This window comes from Novosphingobium fluoreni (assembly GCF_014196615.1).
In the GTDB taxonomy this organism is placed as follows: Bacteria; Pseudomonadota; Alphaproteobacteria; order Sphingomonadales; family Sphingomonadaceae; genus Novosphingobium; species Novosphingobium fluoreni.
Window position 1 is genome coordinate 658,393 of the sequence record NZ_JACIDY010000002.1, and the last position, 25,407, is coordinate 683,799.

Below are 25,407 nucleotides of genomic sequence, written 5' to 3' on the forward strand. Positions count from 1 at the left end.
CGTTGTGCTCGAATGGAAATGGCGCGAGGGTTGATTGGTTAGCCGACCGGCTCTGTTATCCGGGGTTCGGTTTCCACTTCAGGAAGATCGGGTAACCGGTTGGTGACAGTGGGATAAGGTATTTCGATACCCGCTGCGTCCAGCGCATTCTTTACTGCAATCACCACCTCGCTGCGGGTCAGGCGCATGTCACGCGGGATGGTGGTGGCCCACCACTGTACCAGGAAATCCACCGAGCTTTCGCCCAAGGTCCGCGCCAGTATGATAACCGGCCTGTCCTTGCTGACGTTGGGCAGCGCTTCCACCGCTTCACGCAGCACTCGCTGGGCGTCTTCCAGATCGCAATCGTAGCTTACGCCGACCATGATCTCGTCCCGGCGCACGACTTGGTCTGTGAGGATCTTGACCGGGTTCTTGAACAGAACCGAGTTCGGAACGATCGTCAACTCGTTGGAAAGTTGGCGGATATGTGTTTCGCGCAGGGTGATCCGCTCAACCTTACCGGTGATCTCCTTGCATTCGATCAGGTCACCAATGCGCATCTTTTCGCGCAACATGATGAGGACGCCGGCCAGGAAGTTTTCGAAGATGTCCTGGAACGCAAAGCCGATCGCCAGCGCGCCGACGCCCAGGCCTGCAAATGCACCGGCAGGCGTGAAGCTGGGGATCGCCACGGTCAGCGCGATCACGATCCCGATAAGCCAGATCGCCAACCGGACGATGGTATCGAGCAACTGCTTCAGATCCTCACGGATATGGGTGCGCCCCGTGATCCGATCGGCGATACGGATCGCGAATTTTGCGACGACCCAGGTGGCCATCAGAATAAGCAGAGAGATGCCCAAAGTAGGCAGCATTTGGATGAAGGAGCGGATCATGCGCTCGATCTGATCGTGCAAGGTCTGGAGATAATTCACGAAACTGCGCGCGTCCTGTAAGCCGAATATCCTTTCGGAACCGTCCCACGTGGGGGAGGTTCCCTGCGGTGGCCGATGCAGACCCCTTGCAGCGCGGCGTCTTTCCCGCGAAAGAGCGCGCCATCATGACTGACACCGCACTGATCGACGCCGCTCTGAAGTCCAAGGCCTGGCCCTTCGAAGAGGCGCGCAAGCTGCTGAAGCGCTATCCGCAGGGCAAAGCCAATGGCGAAGCGGTGTTGTTCGAAACCGGCTATGGCCCCTCGGGCCTGCCGCATATCGGCACCTTTCAGGAGGTGTTGCGCACTACGCTGGTGCGCCGCGCCTACGAAGTGCTGACGGATGGTGCGCCCACGCGCCTCGTGGCATTTTCGGATGACATGGACGGTCTGCGCAAGGTGCCCGACAATGTGCCCAACGGCGATCTGCTCCGCGCTAACCTCAACAAGCCGCTGACGCGCATTCCCGATCCTTTCGGCACGCACGAGAGCTTCGGCCACCACAACAACGCCATGCTACGCCAGTTCCTGGATCGGTTTGGCTTCGACTACGAATTCGTGTCCGCCAGCGATCGTTATAATTCCGGCGCGTTCGACCAGGCGCTGGCCAATGTGCTGACGCATTTCGACGCGATCATGGGCGTCATGCTGCCGACCCTGCGCGAGGAACGCCGCAAGACCTATTCGCCGGTATTGCCGGTATCGCCCACAACGGGAGAGGTGCTGCAAGTGCCTATCGAAGTGTTGGACGCCGCGACTGGCATGATAGCCTTCGAGGATGACGGCCAACGGATCGAGCAGTCGATCTTCGGTGGCCAGGCCAAGCTGCAATGGAAGGTGGACTGGGCGATGCGCTGGGTCGCCCTTGGCGTTGACTATGAGATGTGCGGCAAGGATTTGACCGACTCGGTCACCCAGTCCGCCAAGATCGCGCAGATCCTGGGCGGACGGCGGCCGGAAGGGCTGATCTACGAATTGTTCCTGGATGAAAACGGGGAGAAGATCTCCAAGTCCAAGGGCAACGGCCTCACGATCGAGCAGTGGCTGACATATGGCACCGAGGAATCGCTGGGCTTCTACCTGTTCCGCGAACCCAAGAGCGCCAAGCAGCTGCACATCGGCGTCATCCCCAAGGCGGTGGACGAGTATTGGCAGTTCCGCGGCAATCTGGCGGCGCAGGAGCAAGATAAGCAACTGGGCAATCCGGTGTGGCACTTGCTGCGGGCCAATGGTGATGGCGCAGGGGCCGAAGCGCAGGGTGCGGGCGATACGCTGCCGGTAACCTTCGGCCTGCTGCTGAACCTTGTTGGTGTGCTGGGTGCCGATGCGACCGAGGATCAGGTCTGGTCGTACTTGGGCAACTATGTGTCCGAAGCGACGCCGGAAGCGCATCCTGAGCTGAAGGCGCTGGTTGCTGCCGCGCTGGCCACCAATCGCGACTATATCGCGCCCACGCTTCATCGCCGGGCTCCGCTGGCGAACGAAGCGGCGGCGCTGACGGCGCTTGACGAGGCACTGGCCGCCGCCGGTTCGAATGCCACGGCGGAGGAACTACAGAACGCCGTCTATGAAATTGGCAAGCGCGAGGAATTCGCCTTCGACAACCTGCGGGATTGGTTCAAGGCGCTATACGAAACCTTGCTTGGCTCGTCTCAGGGGCCGCGAATGGGCAGCTTCATCGCGCTGTACGGCATTCCGGAAACCCGCAAGCTTATTACCGAGGCGTTGGAGAGCAATACCGATGCGCAAGGCACCCACGACAGCTGAGGATTTATGCATAGAGCTGCTCGGTCGTCGCCTGGATCAGGTGGACGCCGAGGAGTGGCGCGTGCTCGCTCGGATCGCCTCCGGCGAGATCGAGGATCTGGATGCGCAAGAGGAGGCGGCGCTTCACGCCACCCGGGGTCAGCGATTGGCCGACAAGGTGGCGGCGGTCGGAGGCAGCTGGGCCTTTATCATCGGTTTCGGAGTGGTGCTGGTCAGCTGGATGTTGATCAACAGCCGCATTCTGGAAGACTTCGGGCTGCATCCCTTCGATGCCTACCCCTACATCTTCTTGAACCTGATGCTATCGATGCTGGCGGCGATCCAGGCGCCGGTGATCATGATGAGCCAGAATCGGCAGTCCCAGAAGGACCGCATCGCCGCGCGCCACGATTATGAGGTGAATTTGCGCACCCAGTTGGAGATCATCCGCCTGCATCGCCGGTTCGATCGTCTGCTGGATCGGCTCGACAAGCCCGACGGACACTCCTGACGACGCGATTTTTCGAAGCCGAAAGCCGAGTTTTCCTCAGGCCCCCCACCGGCGGGAGCGGAACCATTTCGTCACCACGTATTTCTCCCCGCGCTCGACCGGCAGCGCCGCGTGCATGGTGTTCCAGTTCACGGCGCCGTCGGGACCGTTGTTGTTCCACACCAGCAAGGCCCCGGCCTGCGGCGGGATCGTCACGCCGATCCGGGTGAAGGCGGTGACGCCCCCGGCTTCGACATCGTTAAGATAGACCATCGCGGTCCAGCTGCGCTGTCCGCCTGTCTGCGCCTCGTGCTTCCAATATTCCTGATTGGTATCGAACCAGTCGCAATGCTCCTTGAACTGTTGGCCGGGGTGATAGCGCTGCCCCTGGACGCTTTCGCCCCAGGTCGGCTCGATGTTGGTCAGATCGTAGAGCCGTCGCTCAAGCGTTCGTACGACCGGGTCGGACGGATCGATATCGCCGGAATAGCTAGTGCGAAAATCCGGGTCGGCGGTGCGGGTGATGCGGGATGGCAGGGCAACCTCATCGATCATCCGCATCAGATGGGCGCATTCGTGGGCGTCCAGAAAGTCGGCGAAGGCAAAGATTTCGGCGCTGTCCACCGGCACGCGATAGGCACCGGGGTCTTGCATCAGCCGTTTTCGCACGCGATCACCGATCAGGCGCAAGGCCTTGCGATCCGGCGTTGGCCTGTGGCCTTCCTCTTGGCGCGGTGGCGGAGACATCGCCTGCACATTGCTTCCGCCACCGCATGGCTGACAAGCGATTCGGGGGATCGGGCCGTTCGAATGATACGCTGCTTGTTCTTCGCGGCGCCCTGTTGCAGGTTGCGGCATGATCCATGAAACTGTCCCACGCTACGGCGGCGTCGCCATTGTGCTCCACTGGTTGATCGCACTGCTGATCGCCACGAATTTCATTCTGGTGTGGACGGCGGAAGACCTGCCCGAAGCGCAGCAGATGCAGCAGATCGCCTTGCACAAGTCGGTCGGTATCTCGGTCCTGATCCTCAGCGTGATCCGCATCCTGTGGCGCATTGCTCATCGGCCGCCACCGTTGCAGCGCAGCCTGCAACCTTGGGAGCGCGTACTGGCGCGCGCCGTCCACACGTTGTTTTATGTGGCGATGATCGGTATTCCACTGGCCGGCTGGGCCATGGTTTCCGCGCGGGGGCCGGTCAGCGTGTTCGGGCTGTTCAGCATGCCGGCCCTGCCGGTGCCCACCACCAAGGCGGCGGGCGACACTTTTTTCGGCATCCATGAAAACCTGGCCACGCTATTCCTGGTGCTGGCAGGGATCCACGTGCTGGGAGCGTTGAAGCACCAGTTCCTTGACCGGGACGGGACGCTGGGACGGATGATCCCGTTCCTCGGTCGTCCGCGGGTCTGACGGCTGCGGTCAGCCGGACTCGCGCCGCAGCGTGATCCGGCTGACCTCATGATCAAACAGCTGCGCTTTCGCTTTCACAGATGCCGGCGAGTTGCGCGGCGCAGGCGCTCCATCCCTCGGTAAAGCCCATCGTCTCGTGCTGCTTCATGGTCTCCTCGCCCCAGTGGCGGGCGCGCGCGGTGTAGCGTGTGCCGTCGCCTTCCGGGGCGATTTCCCAAATGCCGATCATGAAGGGGCCGGACGGCTCGAAGTCACCTACGATGGCGTCGGTGCTGACGAAGCGACGGCCCTCGTCCCAAGCCAGGTAGATGCTATTTTGCGGCATCACTTCGCCGTCAGGTCCGTACATCGTCATACGACACGCGCCACCGGGCCGGCGATCCTGATGGTCGACTTCGGCGCGCCAGGGGGCAGGGCACCACCATTCGTTTTGCCGGTTGGTCATGACATCCCATACCTTTTCGGGCGGCGCGGCGATCAGGCGGGTGATGGTCAGCTCATGCAGGGGCGCGGACATGCGATGTCTCCTCAATCGCGATCGGGTGCGCCTGGCGGGAAATAGGCACGGAAAGGGCGGGCATCCTCGATGCAGAGGCTGACGCTGGGGCGAGGGAGGAGCAGACGGGATGGCCATAATCCCTCAGCATCACGCGATCTCTCACTTGCCGTCGACCTGCGGGTAGACGATGCTGGGCGAACGTGACTGCGCGGAGGTCATTTCTTCATCGCCTCTATCAGCGCGTTGTCGACCGCCTTGGCGGTTTTGTACGCCGGTAGCGCCTGGATGCGTTCCGCATAGGCGACCAGGGCCTCGTTCGGTGGGAGAATACCGAAGGTAAGGCCCCAGTCGATCGAGCTGCCCAGATAGACGTCGGCCATGGTGAACCGCGTGCCGCAGACCCAGGTCCGGTCAGTCAAGAAGGCCTCCAGCGTGTTCATCGTCCGGTCGAAGCTGCCCCAGCCCGCCATCATTTCCTGATTGCCCGAAGGCTCGAATTTCAGCGCGCGCGAGGTGATGCACTGTTCGATCGGTCCGGCGGCGAAAAGCGTCCAGCGAAAGTAGTCCGCCGTCTCCGCATCGTTGGGAAGCAGGCCCGCTTCGGGATGCATTTCCGCAAGGTAGAGACAGATGGCGGCGGCCTCAGTCACCACCCGGTCGCCATCCGGCGCGTGGTGGACGATGGTGGGCACCTTGCCCATCGCGTTCGCCGTCAGGAAGGCCTCGGGCTTGTTCGCCCAGTCCACGATGACGTGCTGGTAGTCGGCCGCAACTTCATGAAGGGCCCAACGCGCGATTTGCCCGCGCGACATGGGATTGGTGTAGAACGTATAATCAGCCACGCCGTCTCTCCCCGGTCTATCTGCTCGGCCAATCTTATGGCAGGCCAGGGAACATGATGGCAACATCGGCTTCACGTCAAGCTACATCAGTGTGATTCTTGCCAAGAACTGACGATCCAGAACGCGGCGCCGCCGCTAGCAATTCTGTCGTCCGGGTCAACATTCTAAAGGCCGTGCCGCAACCGAACTGCTAGCTCAGGTGAAAGTCGACGCAACTTGCCAAAGGATCGTACTGCTGCAAGGCTCGCTAGCCAATCATCGCCCAATCAGATTCCCTGGCGACGTCGAAATCAGCGATCATCAGATCTCACCAGATGCAGGTGCCTCGGGGGGGCGGTCATACTTCTGCTGGAAATATGTTCGCATCGAGCTCTCCCACTTCGTTTGCATCGCGTCGAACGGCAGTTCAAAATTGGCTGGCATATCCACTTCCGCCATCTTGCGATTGGCTCTTCCAAAAAAGCGCGTGGCCGTGCCCTGACCCGAAGGGAAGAAGGGTCACGAACGGTGTTGCAGCGCAGCGTCGGGTCCTTTAGCGAGAGGCACGATGACAGACCTTCCGAACCTGCAGGCTGATAGCCGCGACGCCACGATCCTCGCCGCCCCCGACATCGAACTGGACGTGCGTGAGACGTTCGGCATCGATATCGACATGAAGGTGCCCGCCTTCTCTAAAGCGGATGAGCGCGTGCCCGATCGTGACGGCAGCTACGTGTTCGATCCCGATACCACGCTGGCGATCCTGGCGGGCTTCGCGTTCAATCGCCGCGTGATGGTGCAGGGCTATCACGGCACCGGCAAGTCGACGCATATCGAGCAGGTGGCCGCGCGCCTCAACTGGCCCTGTATCCGCATCAACCTGGACGCGCACATCAGCCGGATCGACCTGATCGGCCGGGACGCGATCGTGCTGCGCGATGGTCTGCAGGTCACAGAGTTCCGTGAAGGCCTTCTCCCCTGGGCGTTGCAGCACCCGGTCGCCCTGGTGTTCGACGAGTATGACGCCGGCCGCCCTGACGTTATGTTCGTGATCCAGCGCGTGCTGGAGACTGAGGGCAAACTGACCTTGCTCGACCAGAACCGCGTGATCCGTCCGAACCCGAACTTCCGCTTGTTCGCCACCGCGAACACCGTGGGCCTTGGCGATACCTCGGGTCTCTACCATGGCACGCAGGCGATCAACCAAGGCCAGATGGACCGCTGGAACATCGTCGTCGGGCTCAATTACCTGCCGGAAAAGACCGAGACCGAAATCGTGAGCAACAAGGTCACCGGCGTCGATGCCAAGACCATTGCCGACATGGTGAAGGTGGCGGAGCTTTCGCGCCAGGGCTTCATCAACGGAGATATCTCCACGGTGATGAGCCCGCGCACGGTGATTACTTGGGCACAGAACACCGCGATCTTCAAGGATGCCGGCTTCGCCTTCCGCTTGTCGTTCCTCAACAAGTGCGACGAGACGGAGCGGATGCTGGTGGCGGAATACTACCAGCGCGTGTTCGGCACGGAGCTTCCCGAAAGCGTCGTCGCCAAGGCGTAAGTTCGGCGCGGGCAGGGAGGTGGAGGCCTCCCGGCCAGTTGCGTCAGGCGATCTGCAATCGTCGCAGGGATTTGCGATGCTCCGGCGGGATGCCTTCCGCCGGTAGCGGCTTGTCGAAAAGGAAGCCCTGCGCCTGGCTGCAGCCCATCGCATCCAGCTTGGCCAGTTGCGCTTCCGACTCGATCCCTTCGGCGGTGGTCTTCATGTCGAACTTGCGGGCGAGATTGAGCACCGTCTCCACGATTGCCCCGCTGTCCGTCTCCTCCACGATATCGCTGACGAAGGAGCGATCGACCTTCAGCTTGTCGAACGGGAAACGGCGCAAGTAATTCAGCGAAGAGTAGCCGGTACCGAAATCGTCCAGCGCGATGCGCACCCCCAGCGCGCGGAGGCGGTGAAGCGTGCGCAAGTGCATCTCGCAATCCTCCATCAGCAAGGTTTCGGTGATCTCCAGCTCCAGCCGCTCGGGGGCGACTCCGGTGGCGGCAAGGGCGCTGACCACTTGCTTGAGCACTGCATCGCCCCGCATCTGCGCCGGTGAGACGTTGACGGCGATGGACAAGTCATCGTGCCACGTCGCCGCCTCCGCCAAGGCTTCGCGCAGCGCCCACTCTCCGATCGCGCCGATCAGGCCCGCTTCTTCGGCCAGGGGGATGAAGTTCGACGGTTCGATGATGCCGCGTGTCGGATGATTCCAGCGGATCAGCGCTTCATAGCCGACCGTCCGGCGGGTGCCGATATCCAGCAAGGGCTGGTACCACATCACCAATTCGCCGCGTTCCAGCGCGACGCGCAGGCTCATCTCCAATTCGCGACGCTCCTGCAACTCGGTCAGCAGCTGCGGGTGGAACATCACGCTGATCGCCCGCCCGCGCGACTTGGCCTCATACAGCGCCAGATCGGCCGCGCGCAGCACGGTTTCACCGGTGCGGCCATGTTCCGGAGCCAAGGCGATGCCGACGCTGGCGCCACAAGGCAGGATCGCATCGTCGCGCACGACCGGGCGGGATAGTTCGGCGACGATGGCGTTACCCAGCACCTCCATGTCGGCAGGGTCGGTCACGTTCCAGGCCAGCACCGCAAACTCGTCACCGCCGAGCCGCGCCGCGACCATCCGAACGCCCAGCAGCCCTTCCAGCCGCCGCGCCGCCTCGATCAGCACGGTGTCGCCTGCGGCATGGCCATACGTATCGTTCACCAGCTTGAACGAATCGAGATCGATGAACAGCACACCCGCCATCGCTTCGGGGGAGGAGCGCGCGAGCACTTCACCCAGACGCTCGGTGAATACCGCGCGGTTGACCAAGCCGGTCAGGTTGTCGCGCATCGCCATGATGCGGATGCGTTCTTCGTTGACGCGTTGCTCGGTCACGTCGTGGACGAAGCAGCGAAAGCCTTCCTCCTGATCGTCAGCGTCGAACACCGGGCAGCCCGAGATCGACCACCAGTGCCGCTCACCGCGAATACGCAACGGCACCAGCATGTGGCGAAACTGCTGCCGGCGGCTGACCGACCCGAGCAATGCGCTGCGATCAAGCCCCGCCTCGAACAGCGTGCTGAGCGGGCTGCCGGAAAGTTCGTCTGCGGTGCGGCCCAGCAATTCGCACAAGCGCTGGGATGGGCGCACCAGCAGGCCTTCGCGATCGACCTCCACCAGAGCGTCGGCGCCATGCTCGTCATACTGGGTCAGCAACGACCGGATCGTGTCGTTGGCAACGCTGAGCTGGCGTGCCCCCAACTGGCGCGTGGCGAACAGGTTGTAGAGGTGGAACAGCGCGTAATGCAGCGCAACGATGCTGAGCGCGGCCATGGGCAGCACAATGCCCGCGTGGGTGCCGGGCGTCGCCACCAGGCCGGACGAAAGCCCGATGATCACCAGCGAGGCTGCCGCTACCCCGGCTATCGGCAGTGCCAGGGTAAAGAGCAGGTCGAACAACAGGGACGCTACGCATAACGCCACCGTCACACCGATATCGGTCCCGGCATAGCGTACCATCACCGACACGATCAGCGCCCATGCCACCCCTCTGGCAAGCAGGAAGGCCTGGATTTGCGAGAGCCGGCTCTGGGGATTGGCCAGGGGCGTCGCCAACGTGCGGCGAAGCACCAGTTCCCCGGCCATCAAAACGAGAAGGCTCACGCCCGTCAACACCAGCGCCGCCGTGGGCGCGGTGATCATCAGGGCCAGCGAAATCAGCCCCCGCAGGCCATCCGCCAGCAACCAGGGATAGCGCGCGAATTGCTGCACCCGGCTGCGGATGAACCAATCGCCATCGCGGGCCGGAACGTCATGCCGGATCAGGTCTTGCCGAAACACCGGCGAGCGACCGAGGCGGTTCAGGAAAGGCCGGATTGAAAGCATCAAAAGACCACTCACGATCCCGGCGGACCGGGCTGGTGGCGGGCGACGAGATTGTCGATCCGCAATTAACGAATCGCTGATTAAGATGAGGAAATTGCTTCAGGCGAGTTCCGTATGTTCCACTCCGGAGGAATACGTGGCGCGCAGGAAGTAAAGGCCGTCCGGCGGAGCATTGAGGCCCAGCCGCTGGCGGTCCCGCGCGGCGAGGGCATCGGCCACGCGGGCATCGTCCCACCGCCCTATCCCGACAAGCGCCAGGCAACCGACCATCGAGCGGACCTGATGATGCAGGAAACTGCGGGCGCTGGCCTCAATCACCACATATTCACCCTCTCGCCGCGCGGCCAGCCGGTCCAATGTCTTGAGCGGGCTGCGCGCCTGGCAGTGGGTGGAGCGGAACGTGGTGAAATCATGCGTTCCCACCAAAACTTGTGCGGCCCGGTCCATCGCGCCGGCATCCAGCGGCTTGGGCATCTGCCACGCCTGCCCTTTTGCCAGCGTCAGCGGGGCCCGGCGGTTGAGAATGCGGTACTCGTAAGCGCGGCCGGTACACGAAAACCGGGCATGCCAGTCCTCCGGCATGACCTCGCAAGCCAGCACCGCGATCGGCTTGGGACGTAGCCAGGCGTTGAGCGCCTCCATAAGCCGGAACGGAGCAATCGGTTTTGCCACGTCGATGTGGGCGACCATTCCCAAGGCATGAACGCCCGCATCGGTGCGCCCTGCGGCATGCATCGTCACAACCTCGCCCGTGATCGCGCTTGCGGCCTCTTCCACCGCCTGCTGGATCGAGGGGCCGTGCGCTTGCCGCTGCAAACCCATGAAAGGGCCGCCATCGAACTCCAGCGTGAGGGCGAAGCGCGTCATTCCGGGGATTTCAGCCTAGCACCGTACCGACTGGGATCGGCCGCCCCCGGAGCAAGTCGGCCACGGCCATAGCGGGACGTCCGGCGCGCTGGACGATCGTAGGCTGGATCGCGCCCGATCCACAGGCGATCGTCAGGTCTTCGCCCAGAACGAGTCCGGCTGGGCCCTCTCCCTCGACCTCGTCGGCGGCCAGAACCTTGAAGCGCTCCCCGTCCAATTCGAAGAATGCGCCGGGGGCGGGCGCAAAGGCGCGCACCTGCCGCTCGACCTGCTCCGCGCCGGCGGTGAAATCGAGCCGGGCCTCGGCCTTGTCGATCTTCTTGGCATAGGTGACGCCGTCTTCCGGCTGCGTGACAGGGCGATGGAATGCCAGGTCGCGCAACGTGCCCGCCATCAGTTGCGCACCGCGCTCGGCCAGTTCCTGCGTCAGGTCACCCGCTGTCTTGCGATCGATCGTGGTGCGCAAGGTGGCGATCATCGGCCCGGTATCGAGCCCGGCCTCCATCCGCATGATCGTGACGCCGGTCGTCGGATCACCGGCCAGGATCGCCCGCTGGATGGGCGCCGCCCCCCGCCAGCGCGGCAGGATGGAGGCGTGGATGTTGAGGCAACCCAGGCGCGGGGCGTCCAACACCGCCTGTGGCAGGATCAAGCCGTAGGCTGCGACGACGGCGATATCCGCATCGAGCGCCGCGAGCGTCGCCTGCTCCTCCGCGCCTTTCAGCGAAACCGGGCACCGCACTTCGACGCCGCGCAGCTCCGCTTCACGCTGGACCGGAGAGGGCGTCAGTTCGCGCCCGCGTCGACCGCCCGGCCGTGGCGGCTGGGTGTAGACTGCGGCGATCTCGTGCCCGGCCTCCACCAGGGCGACCAGCGCCGGCACCGCGAACTCGGGCGTTCCCATGAAGATGATGCGCATACGTCCCGGTTTGTTCTTGCGGCGAGAGGGGCGCAACCCCTATCTGCCCGATCATGGCATCGCAAGAGATCGAGACGCTCGCGGCTGCGCTTTCGCGCTTGCCCGGGCTTGGGCCGCGTTCCGCCCGCCGCGCGGTGTTGTGGCTGATCAAACGGCGAGAGACGGCGCTGGTCCAATTGTTGGACGCGCTGGGCCAGGTTCAGGCCAGCCTGGTGGAGTGTCAGGTCTGCGGCAATATCGATACCAGCGACCCTTGCGGCGTCTGCACCGATCCCCGCCGCGATCAGCGCTCGCTTTGCGTGGTTGAGGAAGTGGCCGACCTCTGGGCGCTGGATCGCGCGCGGTTATTCACCGGCAAGTACCATGTCCTGGGCGGTCGGCTTTCGGCGCTCGATGGGGTGCGTCCAGAGGATCTGGCGATCGACCGCCTCCTGGCCCGGGTTGAAGCCGGCGGCATCGATGAAGTGGTGCTGGCCATGAACGCCACCTTGGAAGGGCAGACCACCGCGCACTATCTGGCTGAGCGGCTGGAGAAATTTCCCTTGCGGATAACGCAGTTGGCGCATGGTCTTCCGGTAGGGGGCGAACTCGACTACCTGGACGAGGGCACGTTGGCGCAGGCCATTCGCGCCCGCCGTCCGGTAAGCTGACATAGCGCGGGCTTGCCACTGACAGTCATCGTCAGGACCACATTGCGAAAAAGCGGTCGCTGCCTTATTTGCAGGGAATGGCTATTCGCGAGATCATCGAAATTCCCGACCCGCGCCTCAAGCAGGTCTCCGCCCCCGTCACGGTGTTTGACGAGGAATTGCGTACACTTGTCGCCGATATGTTCGAGACGATGTACGATGCGCCCGGTATCGGCCTCGCCGCCATTCAGGTTGGCGTACCGCAGCGCGTGCTGGTGATCGATCTTCAGCCGGATGATCCCGATGCCGAGCCGGAAGTCTGCACCGCCCACGGCGATCATCACCACACCCATCAGCCGACCAAGCGCGAGCCGCACGTCTTCATCAATCCTGAGATTCTCGAACCGTCCGAGGAACTTCAGGTCTATCAGGAGGGCTGTCTCTCCGTGCCTGAGATCTATGCGGATGTGGAGCGGCCCAAGCATATCCGCGCCCGTTGGCAGGACCTGGACGGCAATGTTCACGAGCAGGCGATGGACGGCTTAATGGCGATCTGCCTCCAGCATGAGATGGACCACCTCGAGGGCATCCTGTTCATCGATCATTTGAGCCGGCTGAAGCGCCAGATGGCCATCAAGAAGCTGGAAAAGCTGCGCAAGGCCGCGTGATCGCGCGGTACTTGTGGATGAACATGCCGCGGGCTTGACGTTCTCCATTCGTTCCTGATAGGCAGGTTGGATGGAAGCTGCCTTGCTCGCGATCGTCGTTCTGCTGATGGGCCTTGGTGTGGGCTGGTGGCTGGGATCGCGCCCGGTGCATGAGTGGCGCCGCCGCCATGCCGATCGCGACGCTGAGGCGCGGGACCTCGACGAGCGCTTCCGGCGCGCCATCACCGAGTTGGCCGGCGCGACCGAACGGGCCAATCGTGCCGATGATCTAGCGCGCCAGCTGGACGAGGCACGCCGCGAACACTCGAGCGCGCTTGATCGCCTCCGCGCCGACCATGAGCAGGGTCTTGCCGCATCCCGCATCGAATCTACCGAGGCGCTAGACGGGCTTCGGCGCGAGCATGCGCTTTCGGTCGATCGAATACGTGGCGAATTGGGTGGTCGCGCAGAAACGCTGACGGCGGAACTGCGTCGCACAACCGCCGAACTGGCCGGTCTGAAGGAAAAGACCGCTAATTTCGATGAGCAGAAGCGGTTGTTGATGGGCGCGCAGGAGCTGCTGCGCAAGGAATTCGAAAATGCCGGAGCCAAGGTTCTGGCCGACGCGCAGCAGGCCTTTCTCACCCGCGCAGGCGCGCGGTTCGAGGAGAGCGAGAAGGCGAGCGCGGAACGTCTGACGACATTGCTCGCGCCGGTGAATGACCGGCTGAAGTCCTACGAACAGCAAGTGAGCGCGCTTGAATCCAAGCGCGTCGATGCGTTCGGCAAGCTGCACGGCCAGATTGAGGAACTTCGCACCGGTCAGGAGGCCGTCCGCGCTGAAGCGATGCGGCTGGGCAATTCCTTGCGAAACGCGCCCAAGGCACGCGGACGCTGGGGCGAGCAGCAATTGAAGAACGTCCTCGAACAGTGCGGCCTGACGGAACATACCGATTTCGTCACCGAGCATTCCGTCGGCACGGAAGAGGGGCGTCTGCGGCCCGATGCGATCGTCCGCATCCCAGGCAACAAGCAATTGGTCATCGACGCCAAGGTGTCTTTGAACGCCTATCAGGATGCGTTCCATGCGGACACGGAGGCCGAGCGCGAGCTGCATCTGGCCGCCCACGCCAAATCGATGCAGACGCATATCCAGCAACTGGGCGCAAAGAGTTACCACAGCCAGTTCGAGAATGCGCCGGACTACGTTCTGATGTTCGTACCGGGCGAGCACTTCATTGCCGCGGCGCTCGACAAGGATCCCGGGCTTTGGGATTTCGCTTTCGAGCGGCGGGTGCTGCTAGCCAGCCCGACCAACCTCGTCGCGATCGCCCGCACCATCGCGCAAGTCTGGCAGCAGGAGGGGCTGGCGCGCGAGGCGCGTGAGATCGGCAAGCTCGGCGCAGATTTGTATGAAAGCCTGGCCAAGACGCAGGACGATCTGATGAAGACCGGCGTTCATTTGGGCCGGGCGGTCAACAGCTTCAACGATTTCGCCCGCACTTACGAAGGCAATGTCCTCAGCCGCGCCCGGCGCTTGTCGGAAAAGCATATCAAGATCGGCAAGCGCGAGATCACAGAGGAGGTCGCGCTTGTCGAGGCCGCGCCTCGGCATGGCGATATTCCGCTCCCCAGCCTTGCGTCGGACAACGATGATATGCCGCAGGCCGCTGAGTGAGGTAGAGTCGGCGGAGTGAGTAGCGAAGGTTCGGCCACGGGACGAGGACAGTCATTGTGATCGCCCTCGGCAAGTCTTCGGAAACAATCTGGCAATCGATCGCTTGCCCACCGTGATGAATAAACCTCTCGACTGCATCGTTATCGGAGCCGGCCCGGCAGGCCTTACCGCCGCGATCTATCTGGCGCGATTTCACTTGCGGCTGCAATTGATCGACGGCGGAGAGAGCCGGGCGGCGCTTATCCCTCGCACGCACAATCACGCCGGATATCCCGGCGGCATTCCCGGGCGAGAGCTGCTGCAGCGGATGCAGGCCCAGGCGCAAGAGTTCGGCGTTGATGTGGCTTCCGCTCATGTCAAGAAACTGGAACGGCGTGACGATCTGTTTTTCGTACACAGCGACGGGCGGACGTGGACCAGCCGCAGTGTCCTCTTGGCGACGGGGGTGGTGAACCACCGTCCCGATATCGCGCCCGAAACCCACGATGTGGCATTGGAGCGGGGCCTGCTGCGATATTGTCCGATCTGCGATGGCTATGAAGTGACGGATCGCAAAGTTGGCGTGATCGGCACGGATACCCACGGCTTCAACGAGGCGATGTTCCTGCGGATGTACACCCCCCGCGTGACCTTGATCGCGCCCAGCGGGGCGCATGCCCTGTCACAAGCGCAGCGCGATCAATTGACGGAGGTTGGCGTGGAGCTTGTCGCGGGGCCCTGCCGCCCCTTGCGTATCGAGGGTGAGCAGATCATCGTCCCCACTCCTGCCGGGGACAGCCGGTTCGATAGCGTCTATCCGGCACTGGGTTCGGTCATCCGGTCGGAATTGGCCTTGATGCTGGGGGCTGAGGCGAGCGAGGAGGGATGTCTTGTGGTCGATGCCCATCAACGCACGTCGCTACCGGGTCTTTATGCGGCGGGCGATGTGACCAAGGGCCTCGATCAGATCAGCCACGCCATGGGCGAAGCGGGTGTTGCCGCAACCACGATCCGCAATGACTTGGCCGAGGAAACGCCTCTGCTCCGAGCGACACGAGATTGAGCATATCGTCGCCGGCCAAGCGTGCCATCCTGTACTTCGATGGCGGTTGCCGTCCCAATCCCGGCCCGCTTCAGACTGCAGTCGTGTGTGGCGAACAGGCCTGGATCCAGGCCGATCTGGGGGAGGGGGACAATACCGACGCAGAATGGCTCGCGTTGCTTCACGCGGCGCGATTGGCAGCGGCAAGCGGCGCGCGGGACGTGCTTTTCTTGGGAGATTCGGCGCTGGTCATCGCCCAGGCATCGGGTCGGCAACGCGCTCGCACACCGCGCCTGCTGCGCTACGTCGCGCAATTTCACGACACGGCCCGAGAGTTCGATCGCGTTGTCTTGCGCCACGTGCGGCGATCCAAGAACCTCGCCGGAATCGCCCTTGCAAGGGGCACCTGGCCCTGAGGCGTAGCCAAGGCGGCGGGTGCCCGGTGGTCTTTTGAGAATGCTGTCAGGCGATCGGCGCTGCAGCCTGTTTTGCCTTTCCTGCGGCGCAATACAAACGTTTCAAAGCGTGTCGCTCAGCTCTGACGGGGGATCAAACCGTTTGCCGGTCCATTTGTAACGTATGGTTCGGGCAGGGGGCGTGCGAGAAGACGAATGATCAGGTCGATTGACGCTTTGGGAGGTGCACCGTCAGGGCGCTTTCAGCGTGTCGGTTGCCTGAGCTTGCGCGCATCTCGCCGCTTGCCGGCCGCACGGCTTCATCGGCAGCCGGCCCGCCCCTCGTTCGATCCGCCCGACGGTGCGCGTCATAGGCGTGGCACGTCCGCGTTCGGAACGCCTGCCGCGTCCCGGTTTCTTTGGAGTTGCAAATGGCAAGACCCGGTAAGCGCCCGCCATCCTGGTTCGCGCCCGCGATCTGGACAGGCATGGCCGCGGCCGCCAGCATCATCGCAATCATCATCGGCGCAACTCTTGAATAAGCGCCCGGTCAGATTGAGCCGCGCAATGTTCATCAAGCAAGGACAGCCATGCCCCATCATACGCCGCTGATCGGCACCATCGTCGCCGGCCTGGTGGTCGCGTTCCTGATGGGGGCGCTGGCCCATCGCCTTAAGGTTTCGCCGCTGGTCGGGTACCTCGTCGCGGGGATCATCGTCGGCCCTTTCACGCCCGGCTATGTGGCGCACACCGGGATCGCCAATGAACTGGCGGAGATCGGTGTCATCCTGCTGATGTTCGGGGTGGGCCTGCACTTTTCCTTGCGCGATCTGCTCTCCGTGCGGCGGATCGCGATCCCCGGCGCAATCGGCCAGATCGTCGCGGCGACGCTGATGGGCATGGGGCTTTCCTATGTCATGGGATGGAATGGCCTGGCCGGCTTCGTTTTCGGCCTGGCGCTGTCCGTCGCCAGCACGGTGGTGCTGCTTCGCGCGTTGGAGGGGCACAACATCGTGCAGACCCACCGCGGCCGGATCGCCGTGGGGTGGCTGATCGTCGAGGATCTGGTGATGGTGCTGGCGCTGGTGCTGCTGCCCGTGCTCGCCAACGTATTCGGGCCGGAAAGCAAAGGGGCTGGATGGCAGGCGCTGCTGGTTCCGCTGGGCGTCACCTTCCTGAAGGTCGGCGCATTTCTGGCGCTGATGCTGTTGGTCGCCCGCCGCGTCATTCCGGCGGCGCTGCATTGGGTGGTCCACACCGGATCACGTGAGTTGTTTCGCCTGGCGGTGCTGGCGATCGCGCTGGGCGTGGCGTTCGGCGCGGCACTGGCGTTCGGTGTTTCCTTCGCGCTGGGTGCGTTCTTCGCCGGTATGATCCTGGGGGAGACGCCGTTGAGCCGCCAGGCCACGGCCGAGACGCTGCCCCTGCGCGACGCCTTTGCGGTATTGTTCTTCGTGTCGGTGGGCATGCTGTTCAATCCCTCCATCGTCATCGAGCAGCCGCTGCCGTTGCTGGCGACGGTGCTGATCATTCTGGTCGGCAAATCCGTGGCGGCGTACGCGATCGTCCGCGTATTCGGACATGGCAATCAGACGGCGCTGACGGTGGCGGCCAGCCTGGCGCAGATCGGTGAGTTCTCTTTCATCCTGGCCTCGCTTGGCACCGGGCTGGGCATATTGCCCGATGAAGGGCGCGATCTGATCCTGGCGGGGGCGATCATCTCGATATTCCTCAATCCGCTGATCTTTTCGCTGCTGGCCTCGCGGCGCGGAGAGGAGGGGGGCGGTGCTGCCGCGCCCGCAGGGCCGGTGACCAAGGACCACGTCGTCCTGATCGGATACGGCCGCGTGGGATCGCGCATCGCCTCCGAACTTGCGCGCGGCGGGCAGGCGCTGATCGTGGTCGAGGATCAGGAGGACATGGCGAAGCGAGCCGAGGCCGATGGCCACAAAGTAGTGCGCGGAAACGCCTTGGAGGACAGCACGTTGCAGGCGGCAGGCATCACGCAGGCCGGGCGGCTGCTGATCGCCATTCCCGAAGGGTTCGAGGGCGGCGCCATCGTCGAGCACGCGCGGGTCCTGAACCCCGGTCTGGATGTGATCGTGCGGGCCCATTCGGAAGCGGAAGTCAGCCATCTGGAGCAATTGGGCGTCAGGCACGTGGTCTTCGGCGAGCATGAGATTTCGGCTCGGATCCTGAAGCTGACCGCGAGCGATGCCGCCACGGTCTGATCGCGAAGCAAGGATTTGATTTTGGCCGGAACGACTGTGCCGGCGGCGCATTGGTGAGGCGATGACCGACCTTGCCACCACGCCGCTGCCACCCAGCGCCTTTCTCGCCCCCGCGATCCTGCTTTCAGGATCGGTGGATTATCAGATGTACGCCGATTTCCGGCAAAAGCTGGAAACCGTTCCGGACAACGGGTTGATCGTTGTCGAACTCACCACATTGGGCGGCGATCCGGAAGTGGCCCGCGTGATGGGCGAGGATATTCGCTTTCTGAGCGAGATGTCCCCGCAACGCCGCTTCGTGTTTCTGGGCAAGGCGGCGGTCTATTCGGCCGGCACCACGTTCCTGAGCTTCTTCGCCACGGAAAACCGGTATCTGACGCGGGGTACGCGGCTGATGATCCATGAGCGCAAGATGAGCCAGACGGTGCAGGTGGATGGCCCGCTGACGACCTGTACCGCCAGCTTGAAAGCAGTCCTCCACGAAATCGAGGAATCGATCATCATCCAGAACGAAGGCTTCGAAAACCTTATCCGTGGATCGCAAGTGACGATGGACGAGGTTTTGAAGAAGGCCCCGGCTAACTGGTATGTCGAGGCGCACGATGCTTTGCGGCTGGGGCTGATTGCCGGCGTGATTTGATCTGTCGTCGATCGTTTTGAGGAACGGAAACACAATCTCATGATCGCGGAGCGGAACTGAAATACGCGCCGTAAGTTACCGTGTCGTAAGCCAAACATGGGAGAGCCGCGCGTGCCGACTGTAACTGAAACTGACCGCCGCGCTGCCGAGGATTTGCGGGCCCATCTCGCTGACCTGACTGGGTTCTGGCATGCCCCGGGTGACCTTAGTCCGATATGCCTGGCCCTGGCTGCCCACCGCGAGATGGCCGAGGCAGCAGCCGTGGCAACTCTGCCGCGTGCCGATGTCGTGTCGATGGCGCAGGCGAAGCTGGACAGGAAACTCCTGGCCTATTTGCCCGGCCCGATGATCGAGAAGCGTGCGACCGGTTGAGAAGGCGGCGAATTCAGCGTGGATCGCGGGGTTCCTGGTCCAGCCAGTTGCCTTTGCCTCCGCGTAACTGGTTCCATAGCTTGTCCGTACCGGCCTCCTGCGCCTTGTTGACGAATTGAGAGGCGACGAGCCATCCCTTCAAGGGCCGCAGCGGCAGAATGCATCCGAACCCTAGCAGCGGGAACGATGTGATTAGGTGCACCCAGAAGGGTGGCTCATACCTGACTTGAAGCCAAACCACGAAGAAGATCAGCGGAAACGCGATGATGCATAGCGAGAAAAACGCCGGGCCATCGTCGGGCGCAGCGAACCTGTAATCAAGGCCGCACGTCGGACACTGATCGTTCAATTTCAACCACTTGCGAAACATCGCGCCTTTGCCGCAGCGTGGACACAGGCCGCGCCAACCGCAATGGAAAATCCATCGGGCGGCGGCATATTTGTCGGCTTTGTCTTCGGGCATGGCCGAACGCGTCCTTGTCATAGTCGGGCATGGGCACGCCCGTTATTGGCATCTCTCCCGGGTATGTTCACAAGTCAACATAAGCCGAGGAGGTGGGACAATATGTCCCACGCGCTTCTTCCGATCCTTATCTGGCCTTTGCGGGTGGCAATAGAGCGCGCCAGCGAGCGTCCAGCTTGGCCTGTGCATTCGCCTTGGAGACACGCTGCGCCAGCGAAATCCCGCGCAACGTCACCGAATGGCCGGCGAGCCAGCGTCCGGTCACACTGTAGCCGATGTCGTAGATCGCGCGATCTTCATGCGCCTCACCGTCGACGATGAAGCGCGTGGTGATCATGACGGGCAGGCGCTCATCGCCTCTGCTGTCGTCCGGCAGACCCGCCTTTTCGCGCGCTTTCTTCAGCGCGTCCTGAAACCAGCCGGCCTCGATCCTGGGCTCGCCCGTGGTGGTTGCCGGGGAGACGGCCAGATCGGATGGGAAGGCGATCGTCTGGCTTTGGACGGACTGTTCATCCAAAACGGCCTTCAACGTCAGCCTATCGTCCCGCGCCTCCGCCACGGACAGGACCAGGGTTGCCGCGCGGGAGGAGGCACGGCGGGATTGCGCGGCTTCGCTCGCCTCGGTTTCCCGGCGCTCGCTCCAGTTGTTCCATAAGGTCAGCGCGGAGATGACGACGGCGATCACGGTTAGCACCTCGGCCAAGGTGATCCAGCGTCGCCGGACGGCAGCGGCTTCTTTCGCGGTTTCGGCTTTTTCCGGCGGGGTAGGGGATGGGGTATCATTCACGCGGACGGTTCAATCCTGTTGCCCGCGTCGCGTCAACCCGCGCGGGCACGCCGCTCACCGTTCGGGCGCCGGCTTTTCCTTGAAGACCAATTCCTCGAAAGGCGGGGCGAAACCCAGGAGGCGATACATATCCCGCTCCAGGTACGGCGCGGCATCGCCTGCCCGCATATCCACGCGCGCGCATTCGCCGATCCCGGGCACGACGGTTCGGTAGAGGCCCCTGCGAATGGAAGTCGTCATATTCTCGCGCTAACCCGTATTATGGGAGCGCCTCTGCCCAGCGTTGGACAGAAGGGCAAGGGTTCTGCGCGCACTGTCATAAAAGCAGCATATACACCAAGCCCGGCGCGCCTGCATCGTATTTTACCGGACCGCCGGTTCGGTGCTGCAACGGGCTGTCATGGAAGCGGCATCAATCCGCAATATCTTTGCCATTTCCCGTCTCTAACCGCGCGCTTCGCACTGCCAGCAGGCACGCGTTCAGCGGGGGAAATAATGTCGAATTCTCAAAAACTAAGCCGTATCGCACACGCAGCATTGCTGTTGAGCGCTACGTCCGTCCTGGGCCTGAGCGTACCGGCCTTTGCACAGGATACGGCTGAGCGGGCCGATGCCGCTACGGGTGATGACGTCGCGGGCCAGATCATCGTCACCGGCAATCGCTCACGATCAACCACCACGATCGCTGCGGACGAGATCCAGAAGATCCTTCCTGGCATCAGTCCGCTCAAAGCCATCCAGACGCTGCCTGGCGTTGCCTATATCACCGCCGACCCCTGGGGTAACAACGAGCAGAACGCCTCGCTCTTCATCCACGGCTTCAGCGCAGGCCAGCTGGGCTACACGCTGGACGGCGTGCCGCTGGGTGATCAGAACTACGGCAATTATAACGGTCTTTCGCCATCGCGCGCGGTCATTTCCGAAAACGTCGGGCGCGTGAGCGTCAGCACCGGCGCGGGCGAGTTGCGGGTCGCTTCCACCAGCAACCTGGGCGGCGCGGTGGAGACTTTCTCCAGCGATCCGCGCGCGAAGCTGGGCCTTGAAGTCAACCAGACGCTGGGCAGTTACGATGCCTCGCGCACCTTCGTGCGCTTTGACAGCGGCGACATGGGCAAGGGCACAAGCTTTTACCTGTCTGCAGTGCGCCAGAAGGCCCGGGCTTGGGACTTCAATGGCAAGCAGGGCGGCTGGCAGGGCAACTTCAAGCTGGTCCACGATGACAGCGCCCGCCGCCTCACCGCCTACATCGCCTATTCGGACAAGACCGAACCGAACGAGGATGCGACGACGATCTACGCGCGGCCCGCAAACGCGGCGCAGGCGTACCAGCCCTATACCCGCCCGTTCCTCTATCCCGATTTCGGCAAGGCGCTGTCCTATCTCAGCGCGACCGGCGCGGTTCCTGCGGTGGAGAGCGTGAACTATCGCAACTATTACAGCGATGCGCAGCGCACGGACTGGCTGGTCTACCTGAAGGATGAGGAACGCCTGACGGACAAGGTCACCCTTTCGGTTCAGGGCTACTATCACCACAACGATGGCGTGGGCGTGGTCGCAGGCCCGATCACGGTGGCGTCCCTGCCCAAGCTGTTCGGCCTGTACTTCCCCGGCCGCAACCTGAAGCTGTCCACCGGCAACTCTGGCTACGCGGTGCGCACCACGGAATACCGGATCGACCGCAAGGGCGTGCTGTCCGAGCTGAACATCGATGCGGGCAACCACCAGATCGCGGCAGGCGCCTGGTATGAAAACAACAGCTCCTCCGCCTACCGCCGCTGGTACGCGCTCGACGTGAATTTCCCCGAGCGTTACAGCCCCTATATCCGCCCCAAGGGCCCGCTGTTCACGCAATATGGCAGCGAAATGCGCACCGAGGTGCTGCAGCTGCATTTACAGGACACCTGGACGCTCACTCCGCGCTTCACCATCGAGGCGGGCGTGAAGACCAGCCTGCAGGACGCGGACGGCTTCTTCACCGTGCAGCCGATCGTCGGTTCGCTCGACGGTTCATCTAGCGCGTTGCCGAATGGGCGGATCAAGACCGAAAACTGGTTCCTTCCCACGCTGGGTGGCAAGTGGCGCTTCACCGATAACGAAGAGCTTTATGCCAACGTCCAGAAGAACTTGCGCCAGTATCAGGCCTACGGTGCCGGTGGTGGCGCCGCGCCATGGTCGGTGGGCAGCCAGGCATCGTTCGACTTCATCAAGGAGAACGGCCACCCCGAAACGTCGTGGACCTATGAAGTGGGCCTGCGCAGCCGCCACAGCTTCCCCGGCTCGTTCCTCAGCGGGTTCGAAGCGCAGCTGAACGCCTACCATGTCGATTTCAGCGACCGTCTGCTGGCGATCAGCCCCACCGTGGGCGGCATCGGTGGTGGCTCGATTTCGGGCGGCACACCCTCGCTGTTCAACGTGGGCAACGTGAAGACCAACGGCGTCGATGCCGCCATCACCTTGCGTTTCGGCAGCCACTTCTCGCTTTACAACGCGCTGTCTTACAACAGCTCGAAGTATGACAGCGACTATAGCGTGATCACCGGTGCGGCGACCGGCACGCGGCTTGGCACCTTTACCGTCGTTCCCACGCCCGCCGCCGGGCAGGCCGCGCTTCCCAACGCCGGCATCGTGCCGACCGGTGGCAAGCAGGTTCCGGGCAGCCCGCAATGGCTGAACAAGACGGTGGCGACGCTGGACTTCCAGCCGGTGCAACTGCAGCTGTTCGGCGATTTCGTGGGCAAGCGCTTTGCGACTTATACCAACGACGCCTCCGTCCCCAGCTTCTTCCTGCTCAGCGGCCGGGCAGCGATCGAGCTGGGCGATATGATCGGTCTGGCAGGGGCAGAGTTAAGCCTCAACGTGACCAACATCACCGAGAAGAAGGGCTGGCTCTCGGTCCAGCCGAACGCGCCCACGAATACGTATAACGTCTATCCGATCCCGCCGCGCCAGTGGTTCGGCACGCTGAAGCTGCGCTACTAATGCGCGGGGCGGACATCACGCGTCGCGGTGTCATCGGTGCCGGGGTGGGCCTAGCGCTCGCCCCGGCACTCGCTTTTGCGGCGGAAGGAGAGGTTATGCGCAAACGTCCGGCCAAACCGCTGCTGATGGCCCATCGCGGCGCATCGGCGCTCCGGCCCGAGCATACCTTGGGCGCTTACGCCAAGGCGATCGCGGACGGGGCAGACTTCATCGAGCCCGACTTGGTCGCCACGAAGGATGGCGTGCTGGTGGCGCGGCATGAAAATGACATTTCCGGCACCACCGATGTCGCCGCGCACCCTGAGTTCGCTGCCCGCCGGACGACCAAGACGGTGGATGGCGCACCCATCACCGGCTGGTTTACCGAGGATTTCACGCTGGCTGAGCTGAAGACTCTGCGCGCCAGGGAACGGCTGGGTGGGGTAAGGCCGGAAAGCCAGTCCTACGACGGCATGTTTCAGATCGTCACGTTGGAGGAAGTCGCGGACTTCGTGGCGGCCGAGGCGGCGGCGCGAGGGCGCACGATCGGGCTGATCCCGGAACTGAAGCACTCAACCTATTTCGCCGGGATCGGCCTGCCGCTGGAGGCGCGGTTCCTGGGCATCCTGAAGGCAAGCGCCTATCTGCGCCGCGCACCGGTGATCGTGCAGTCGTTCGAAGTGGCCAATCTCAAGGCCTTACGCCCACAGATCGCCGGGATGCCGAACGTGCAGCTGATGCAGCTGATCGGCGATCCCAAGGAGGCCGCGTTCGATGGCGTGGCGGCGGGCAACCCACAAACGTACGGGCAGATGATGACGCCCACCGGGCTTGCCGCGATGGCGCGCTATGCGGACTGGATCGCCCCGGCCACGCGCGTGGTCATCCCGCTCGATGCAGAGGGCAAGCTGGGCCGATCCACCGGTCTGGTCGCCGCGGCGCACAAGGCCGGCCTGCTGGTCGGCACCTGGACGTTCCGCCCGGAAAATCGCTTCCTGGCCGCCGACTATCGCAGCGCTGCAGGCGAAGACGCGCGCAACCCTGCGGGCAGCGTTGCCGAAATTCGCCGCTACCTGGCCGAAGGGCTGGACGGGTTCTTCACGGACGATCCGGCATTGGGCCGCCAGGCGATCGCAGCAGCGGCTCACCCATCCTGATGCTCTGACCCTCGATCAGCCCAGGCACCGGGGGGCAATCGGCCGGGGAGAGGACGATGATGGTCGAGCCGTGTTCGAACCAGCCTATCTCCTCTCCCTTGCCGAAACGCGCCTTGCTGGGCCGCACGCCTTGGCCGCCTGAGCGCACGTTGCGATCGGCGTCGAGGAAGGGCAGGCGGATGCTGGCGACCAGCACTGCCGCCACCGGCACCAGCGCCAGCCGATGCCCGCTGTCCAGCGTCACCGTGATCGGCGCGCGCTCGTTCTTGCAAAATAGTCGCTCCACGCGCTTCAGCGCGATCGGGTTCACGTTCCAGGTATCGCCCGAGATATAGCGCACTTGCTCGACCGTCAGGTCATGCGGCGCGTGGAAGCGGTGGTACATGCCCGCCGTCAGCCGCAGCGTGACGAACCAGCCGTCGCGCCATTCCTGCGCCTCCGCCACACTGCCGAGCAAGTCGGCAATGGCGTAGGGAAAGCCTTTCACTTGCAGGACTTGCCCCGCGTTCACCCGGCCGAATGCGCCGACGATGCCGTCGCTGGGGGAGACGATCGTGCCGGGATCGGTGTTCACCGGCCTCGCGCCGTCCCTCAGTCGGCGGATGAAGGCATCGTGCAAGCTGCCGAACCGGGTTTCTGCCGCATCCGTCAAATCCACGTCACAGAACAAGCGCCATAGCGCGATCGACGCGGTGCGCACCGCCGGATTTCGCCGCTTGCTGAACCATCCCATGAACCGGGTGGCGGCATGGCGGGGGATGCGGTTGGTCAGGAGGAAGTTCAGATCTTCCTGCGCGCCAAGGCGAGCGAGAGCGGAACGCAGGCTCATCGTGGGTC

The 25,407-nt window shown here is 63.3% G+C and carries 27 protein-coding genes; 14 read left to right on the forward strand and 13 right to left on the reverse strand.

Annotated elements, in window-relative coordinates; translation table 11 throughout:
* Positions 1 to 38: 38 nt before the first annotated feature.
* Positions 39 to 917 (reverse strand): mechanosensitive ion channel family protein, encoded by an 879-nt coding sequence (locus tag GGR39_RS06890; protein ID WP_343055806.1) that lies wholly within the window; start codon positions 915 to 917, stop codon positions 39 to 41.
* A 125-nt stretch (positions 918 to 1,042) separates the two neighbouring features.
* Here GGR39_RS06890 and GGR39_RS06895 point away from each other — a divergent pair, with 125 nt between their 5' ends.
* Both GGR39_RS06895 and GGR39_RS06900 read left to right on the forward strand, forming a co-directional pair.
* Positions 1,043 to 2,683, forward strand: coding sequence for a lysine--tRNA ligase (locus GGR39_RS06895; RefSeq protein ID WP_183616418.1), 1,641 nt, complete (start codon positions 1,043 to 1,045; stop codon positions 2,681 to 2,683).
* Positions 2,658 to 3,173, forward strand: coding sequence for a DUF1003 domain-containing protein (locus GGR39_RS06900; protein WP_183616419.1), 516 nt, complete (start codon positions 2,658 to 2,660; stop codon positions 3,171 to 3,173). Before GGR39_RS06895 ends, GGR39_RS06900 begins: the two co-directional genes overlap by 26 nt.
* A gap of 36 nt (positions 3,174 to 3,209) precedes the next feature.
* Here GGR39_RS06900 and GGR39_RS06905 read toward each other — a convergent pair whose 3' ends face one another.
* Positions 3,210 to 3,899: a prolyl hydroxylase family protein gene (locus GGR39_RS06905; RefSeq protein ID WP_183616420.1), complete on the reverse strand. Its 690-nt coding sequence runs from the start codon at positions 3,897 to 3,899 to the stop codon at positions 3,210 to 3,212.
* A 109-nt stretch (positions 3,900 to 4,008) separates the two neighbouring features.
* Here GGR39_RS06905 and GGR39_RS06910 point away from each other — a divergent pair, with 109 nt between their 5' ends.
* Positions 4,009 to 4,563, forward strand: coding sequence for a cytochrome b (locus GGR39_RS06910; RefSeq protein WP_183616421.1), 555 nt, complete (start codon positions 4,009 to 4,011; stop codon positions 4,561 to 4,563).
* A 52-nt stretch (positions 4,564 to 4,615) separates the two neighbouring features.
* Here the strand turns inward: GGR39_RS06910 and GGR39_RS06915 are convergent, their stop codons facing one another.
* The 3 genes from GGR39_RS06915 to GGR39_RS06925 form a co-directional block, all read right to left on the reverse strand.
* On the reverse strand, positions 4,616 to 5,080 hold the full coding sequence (locus tag GGR39_RS06915; RefSeq protein ID WP_183616422.1) for an SRPBCC family protein: 465 nt from the start codon (positions 5,078 to 5,080) through the stop codon (positions 4,616 to 4,618).
* A gap of 197 nt (positions 5,081 to 5,277) precedes the next feature.
* Positions 5,278 to 5,904 carry a glutathione S-transferase family protein gene (locus GGR39_RS06920; RefSeq protein WP_183616423.1) on the reverse strand — a complete coding sequence of 209 codons (627 nt, stop codon included), beginning with the start codon at positions 5,902 to 5,904 and terminating at the stop codon, positions 5,278 to 5,280.
* A gap of 300 nt (positions 5,905 to 6,204) precedes the next feature.
* On the reverse strand, positions 6,205 to 6,342 hold the full coding sequence (locus GGR39_RS06925; protein WP_183616424.1) for a hypothetical protein: 138 nt from the start codon (positions 6,340 to 6,342) through the stop codon (positions 6,205 to 6,207).
* Between the two features lie 109 nt (positions 6,343 to 6,451).
* On the opposite strand from GGR39_RS06925, the gene GGR39_RS06930 reads away from it, so the two are divergent.
* Positions 6,452 to 7,444: an AAA family ATPase gene (locus GGR39_RS06930; protein ID WP_058737878.1), complete on the forward strand. Its 993-nt coding sequence runs from the start codon at positions 6,452 to 6,454 to the stop codon at positions 7,442 to 7,444.
* Between the two features lie 43 nt (positions 7,445 to 7,487).
* Here GGR39_RS06930 and GGR39_RS06935 read toward each other — a convergent pair whose 3' ends face one another.
* From GGR39_RS06935 to fmt, 3 genes are all read right to left on the reverse strand, one after another.
* Positions 7,488 to 9,761 (reverse strand): EAL domain-containing protein, encoded by a 2,274-nt coding sequence (locus tag GGR39_RS06935; protein WP_183616425.1) that lies wholly within the window; start codon positions 9,759 to 9,761, stop codon positions 7,488 to 7,490.
* A gap of 144 nt (positions 9,762 to 9,905) precedes the next feature.
* The gene (gene truA / locus GGR39_RS06940) at positions 9,906 to 10,673 is read right to left on the reverse strand and encodes a tRNA pseudouridine(38-40) synthase TruA (protein ID WP_183616426.1); all 768 of its coding nucleotides are present in this window, start codon (positions 10,671 to 10,673) and stop codon (positions 9,906 to 9,908) included.
* A 10-nt stretch (positions 10,674 to 10,683) separates the two neighbouring features.
* Complete coding sequence (gene fmt, locus GGR39_RS06945) at positions 10,684 to 11,592, reverse strand: methionyl-tRNA formyltransferase (protein WP_183616427.1); 909 nt, start codon at positions 11,590 to 11,592, stop codon at positions 10,684 to 10,686.
* Between the two features lie 53 nt (positions 11,593 to 11,645).
* Between fmt and recR the strand changes: the two genes are divergently transcribed.
* From recR to GGR39_RS06970, 5 genes are all read left to right on the forward strand, one after another.
* A complete protein-coding gene (gene recR / locus GGR39_RS06950) occupies positions 11,646 to 12,242 on the forward strand; it encodes a recombination mediator RecR (protein WP_183616428.1) in 597 nt (198 codons plus the stop codon).
* A gap of 77 nt (positions 12,243 to 12,319) precedes the next feature.
* Complete coding sequence (gene def / locus GGR39_RS06955) at positions 12,320 to 12,889, forward strand: peptide deformylase (protein ID WP_058737883.1); 570 nt, start codon at positions 12,320 to 12,322, stop codon at positions 12,887 to 12,889.
* 70 nt (positions 12,890 to 12,959) lie between these two features.
* Entirely contained in the window at positions 12,960 to 14,546 is a 1,587-nt protein-coding gene (locus GGR39_RS06960; protein WP_183616429.1) for a DNA recombination protein RmuC, read from the forward strand.
* A 115-nt stretch (positions 14,547 to 14,661) separates the two neighbouring features.
* Entirely contained in the window at positions 14,662 to 15,588 is a 927-nt protein-coding gene (locus tag GGR39_RS06965) for an NAD(P)/FAD-dependent oxidoreductase (RefSeq protein ID WP_183616430.1), read from the forward strand.
* Positions 15,585 to 15,983: a reverse transcriptase-like protein gene (locus GGR39_RS06970; protein ID WP_221225978.1), complete on the forward strand. Its 399-nt coding sequence runs from the start codon at positions 15,585 to 15,587 to the stop codon at positions 15,981 to 15,983. Before GGR39_RS06965 ends, GGR39_RS06970 begins: the two co-directional genes overlap by 4 nt.
* 199 nt (positions 15,984 to 16,182) lie before the next feature.
* On the opposite strand, the gene GGR39_RS17070 is transcribed toward GGR39_RS06970, so the two are convergent.
* Positions 16,183 to 16,485 (reverse strand): hypothetical protein, encoded by a 303-nt coding sequence (locus tag GGR39_RS17070; protein WP_221225979.1) that lies wholly within the window; start codon positions 16,483 to 16,485, stop codon positions 16,183 to 16,185.
* A 67-nt stretch (positions 16,486 to 16,552) separates the two neighbouring features.
* Here GGR39_RS17070 and GGR39_RS06975 point away from each other — a divergent pair, with 67 nt between their 5' ends.
* The 3 genes from GGR39_RS06975 to GGR39_RS06985 all read left to right on the forward strand — a co-directional run bounded on the left by GGR39_RS06975 (position 16,553) and on the right by GGR39_RS06985 (position 19,205).
* Positions 16,553 to 18,193: a cation:proton antiporter domain-containing protein gene (locus GGR39_RS06975; protein WP_183616431.1), complete on the forward strand. Its 1,641-nt coding sequence runs from the start codon at positions 16,553 to 16,555 to the stop codon at positions 18,191 to 18,193.
* Between the two features lie 61 nt (positions 18,194 to 18,254).
* On the forward strand, positions 18,255 to 18,833 hold the full coding sequence (locus GGR39_RS06980) for a hypothetical protein (protein WP_058737888.1): 579 nt from the start codon (positions 18,255 to 18,257) through the stop codon (positions 18,831 to 18,833).
* Positions 18,834 to 18,944: 111 nt separating this feature from the next.
* Positions 18,945 to 19,205 carry a hypothetical protein gene (locus tag GGR39_RS06985; RefSeq protein ID WP_183616432.1) on the forward strand — a complete coding sequence of 87 codons (261 nt, stop codon included), beginning with the start codon at positions 18,945 to 18,947 and terminating at the stop codon, positions 19,203 to 19,205.
* 13 nt (positions 19,206 to 19,218) lie between these two features.
* Here GGR39_RS06985 and GGR39_RS06990 read toward each other — a convergent pair whose 3' ends face one another.
* From GGR39_RS06990 to GGR39_RS07000, 3 genes are all read right to left on the reverse strand, one after another.
* Positions 19,219 to 19,668 carry a DUF983 domain-containing protein gene (locus tag GGR39_RS06990; protein ID WP_058737889.1) on the reverse strand — a complete coding sequence of 150 codons (450 nt, stop codon included), beginning with the start codon at positions 19,666 to 19,668 and terminating at the stop codon, positions 19,219 to 19,221.
* 127 nt (positions 19,669 to 19,795) lie between these two features.
* Positions 19,796 to 20,455, reverse strand: a complete 660-nt coding sequence (locus GGR39_RS06995) for a hypothetical protein (protein ID WP_183616433.1) — start codon at positions 20,453 to 20,455, stop codon at positions 19,796 to 19,798.
* Positions 20,456 to 20,509: 54 nt separating this feature from the next.
* Positions 20,510 to 20,695, reverse strand: coding sequence for a hypothetical protein (locus GGR39_RS07000; RefSeq protein WP_183616434.1), 186 nt, complete (start codon positions 20,693 to 20,695; stop codon positions 20,510 to 20,512).
* 303 nt (positions 20,696 to 20,998) lie between these two features.
* Between GGR39_RS07000 and GGR39_RS07005 the strand changes: the two genes are divergently transcribed.
* Both GGR39_RS07005 and GGR39_RS07010 read left to right on the forward strand, forming a co-directional pair.
* Positions 20,999 to 23,434 (forward strand): TonB-dependent receptor, encoded by a 2,436-nt coding sequence (locus GGR39_RS07005; RefSeq protein WP_343055807.1) that lies wholly within the window; start codon positions 20,999 to 21,001, stop codon positions 23,432 to 23,434.
* A 95-nt stretch (positions 23,435 to 23,529) separates the two neighbouring features.
* Positions 23,530 to 24,570, forward strand: a complete 1,041-nt coding sequence (locus GGR39_RS07010; protein ID WP_246388385.1) for a glycerophosphodiester phosphodiesterase — start codon at positions 23,530 to 23,532, stop codon at positions 24,568 to 24,570.
* On the opposite strand, the gene asd is transcribed toward GGR39_RS07010, so the two are convergent.
* A complete protein-coding gene (gene asd, locus GGR39_RS07015) occupies positions 24,512 to 25,399 on the reverse strand; it encodes an archaetidylserine decarboxylase (RefSeq protein WP_183616437.1) in 888 nt (295 codons plus the stop codon). The two genes, GGR39_RS07010 and asd, sit on opposite strands and share 59 nt — an antisense overlap.
* Between the last annotated feature and the right edge of the window lie 8 nt (positions 25,400 to 25,407).

Excerpts from the sequence above, each read along its gene's own strand:
- GGR39_RS06895 (WP_183616418.1), top strand. The coding sequence starts at position 1,043 with ATGACTGACACCGCACTGATCGACGCCGCTCTGAAGTCCAAGGCCTGG.
- GGR39_RS06900 (WP_183616419.1), top strand. The coding sequence starts at position 2,658 with ATGCGCAAGGCACCCACGACAGCTGAGGATTTATGCATAGAGCTGCTC.
- GGR39_RS06905 (WP_183616420.1), bottom strand. The coding sequence starts at position 3,899 with ATGTCTCCGCCACCGCGCCAAGAGGAAGGCCACAGGCCAACGCCGGAT.
- GGR39_RS06910 (WP_183616421.1), top strand. The coding sequence starts at position 4,009 with ATGATCCATGAAACTGTCCCACGCTACGGCGGCGTCGCCATTGTGCTC.
- GGR39_RS06915 (WP_183616422.1), bottom strand. The coding sequence starts at position 5,080 with ATGTCCGCGCCCCTGCATGAGCTGACCATCACCCGCCTGATCGCCGCG.
- GGR39_RS06925 (WP_183616424.1), bottom strand. The coding sequence starts at position 6,342 with ATGGCGGAAGTGGATATGCCAGCCAATTTTGAACTGCCGTTCGACGCG.
- GGR39_RS06930 (WP_058737878.1), top strand. The coding sequence starts at position 6,452 with ATGACAGACCTTCCGAACCTGCAGGCTGATAGCCGCGACGCCACGATC.
- truA (WP_183616426.1), bottom strand. The coding sequence starts at position 10,673 with ATGACGCGCTTCGCCCTCACGCTGGAGTTCGATGGCGGCCCTTTCATG.
- fmt (WP_183616427.1), bottom strand. The coding sequence starts at position 11,592 with ATGCGCATCATCTTCATGGGAACGCCCGAGTTCGCGGTGCCGGCGCTG.
- recR (WP_183616428.1), top strand. The coding sequence starts at position 11,646 with ATGGCATCGCAAGAGATCGAGACGCTCGCGGCTGCGCTTTCGCGCTTG.
- def (WP_058737883.1), top strand. The coding sequence starts at position 12,320 with ATGGCTATTCGCGAGATCATCGAAATTCCCGACCCGCGCCTCAAGCAG.
- GGR39_RS06960 (WP_183616429.1), top strand. The coding sequence starts at position 12,960 with ATGGAAGCTGCCTTGCTCGCGATCGTCGTTCTGCTGATGGGCCTTGGT.
- GGR39_RS06965 (WP_183616430.1), top strand. The coding sequence starts at position 14,662 with ATGAATAAACCTCTCGACTGCATCGTTATCGGAGCCGGCCCGGCAGGC.
- GGR39_RS17070 (WP_221225979.1), bottom strand. The coding sequence starts at position 16,485 with ATGATGATTGCGATGATGCTGGCGGCCGCGGCCATGCCTGTCCAGATC.
- GGR39_RS06975 (WP_183616431.1), top strand. The coding sequence starts at position 16,553 with ATGCCCCATCATACGCCGCTGATCGGCACCATCGTCGCCGGCCTGGTG.
- GGR39_RS06980 (WP_058737888.1), top strand. The coding sequence starts at position 18,255 with ATGACCGACCTTGCCACCACGCCGCTGCCACCCAGCGCCTTTCTCGCC.
- GGR39_RS06990 (WP_058737889.1), bottom strand. The coding sequence starts at position 19,668 with ATGCCCGAAGACAAAGCCGACAAATATGCCGCCGCCCGATGGATTTTC.
- GGR39_RS07000 (WP_183616434.1), bottom strand. The coding sequence starts at position 20,695 with ATGACGACTTCCATTCGCAGGGGCCTCTACCGAACCGTCGTGCCCGGG.
- GGR39_RS07010 (WP_246388385.1), top strand. The coding sequence starts at position 23,530 with ATGCGCAAACGTCCGGCCAAACCGCTGCTGATGGCCCATCGCGGCGCA.
- asd (WP_183616437.1), bottom strand. The coding sequence starts at position 25,399 with ATGAGCCTGCGTTCCGCTCTCGCTCGCCTTGGCGCGCAGGAAGATCTG.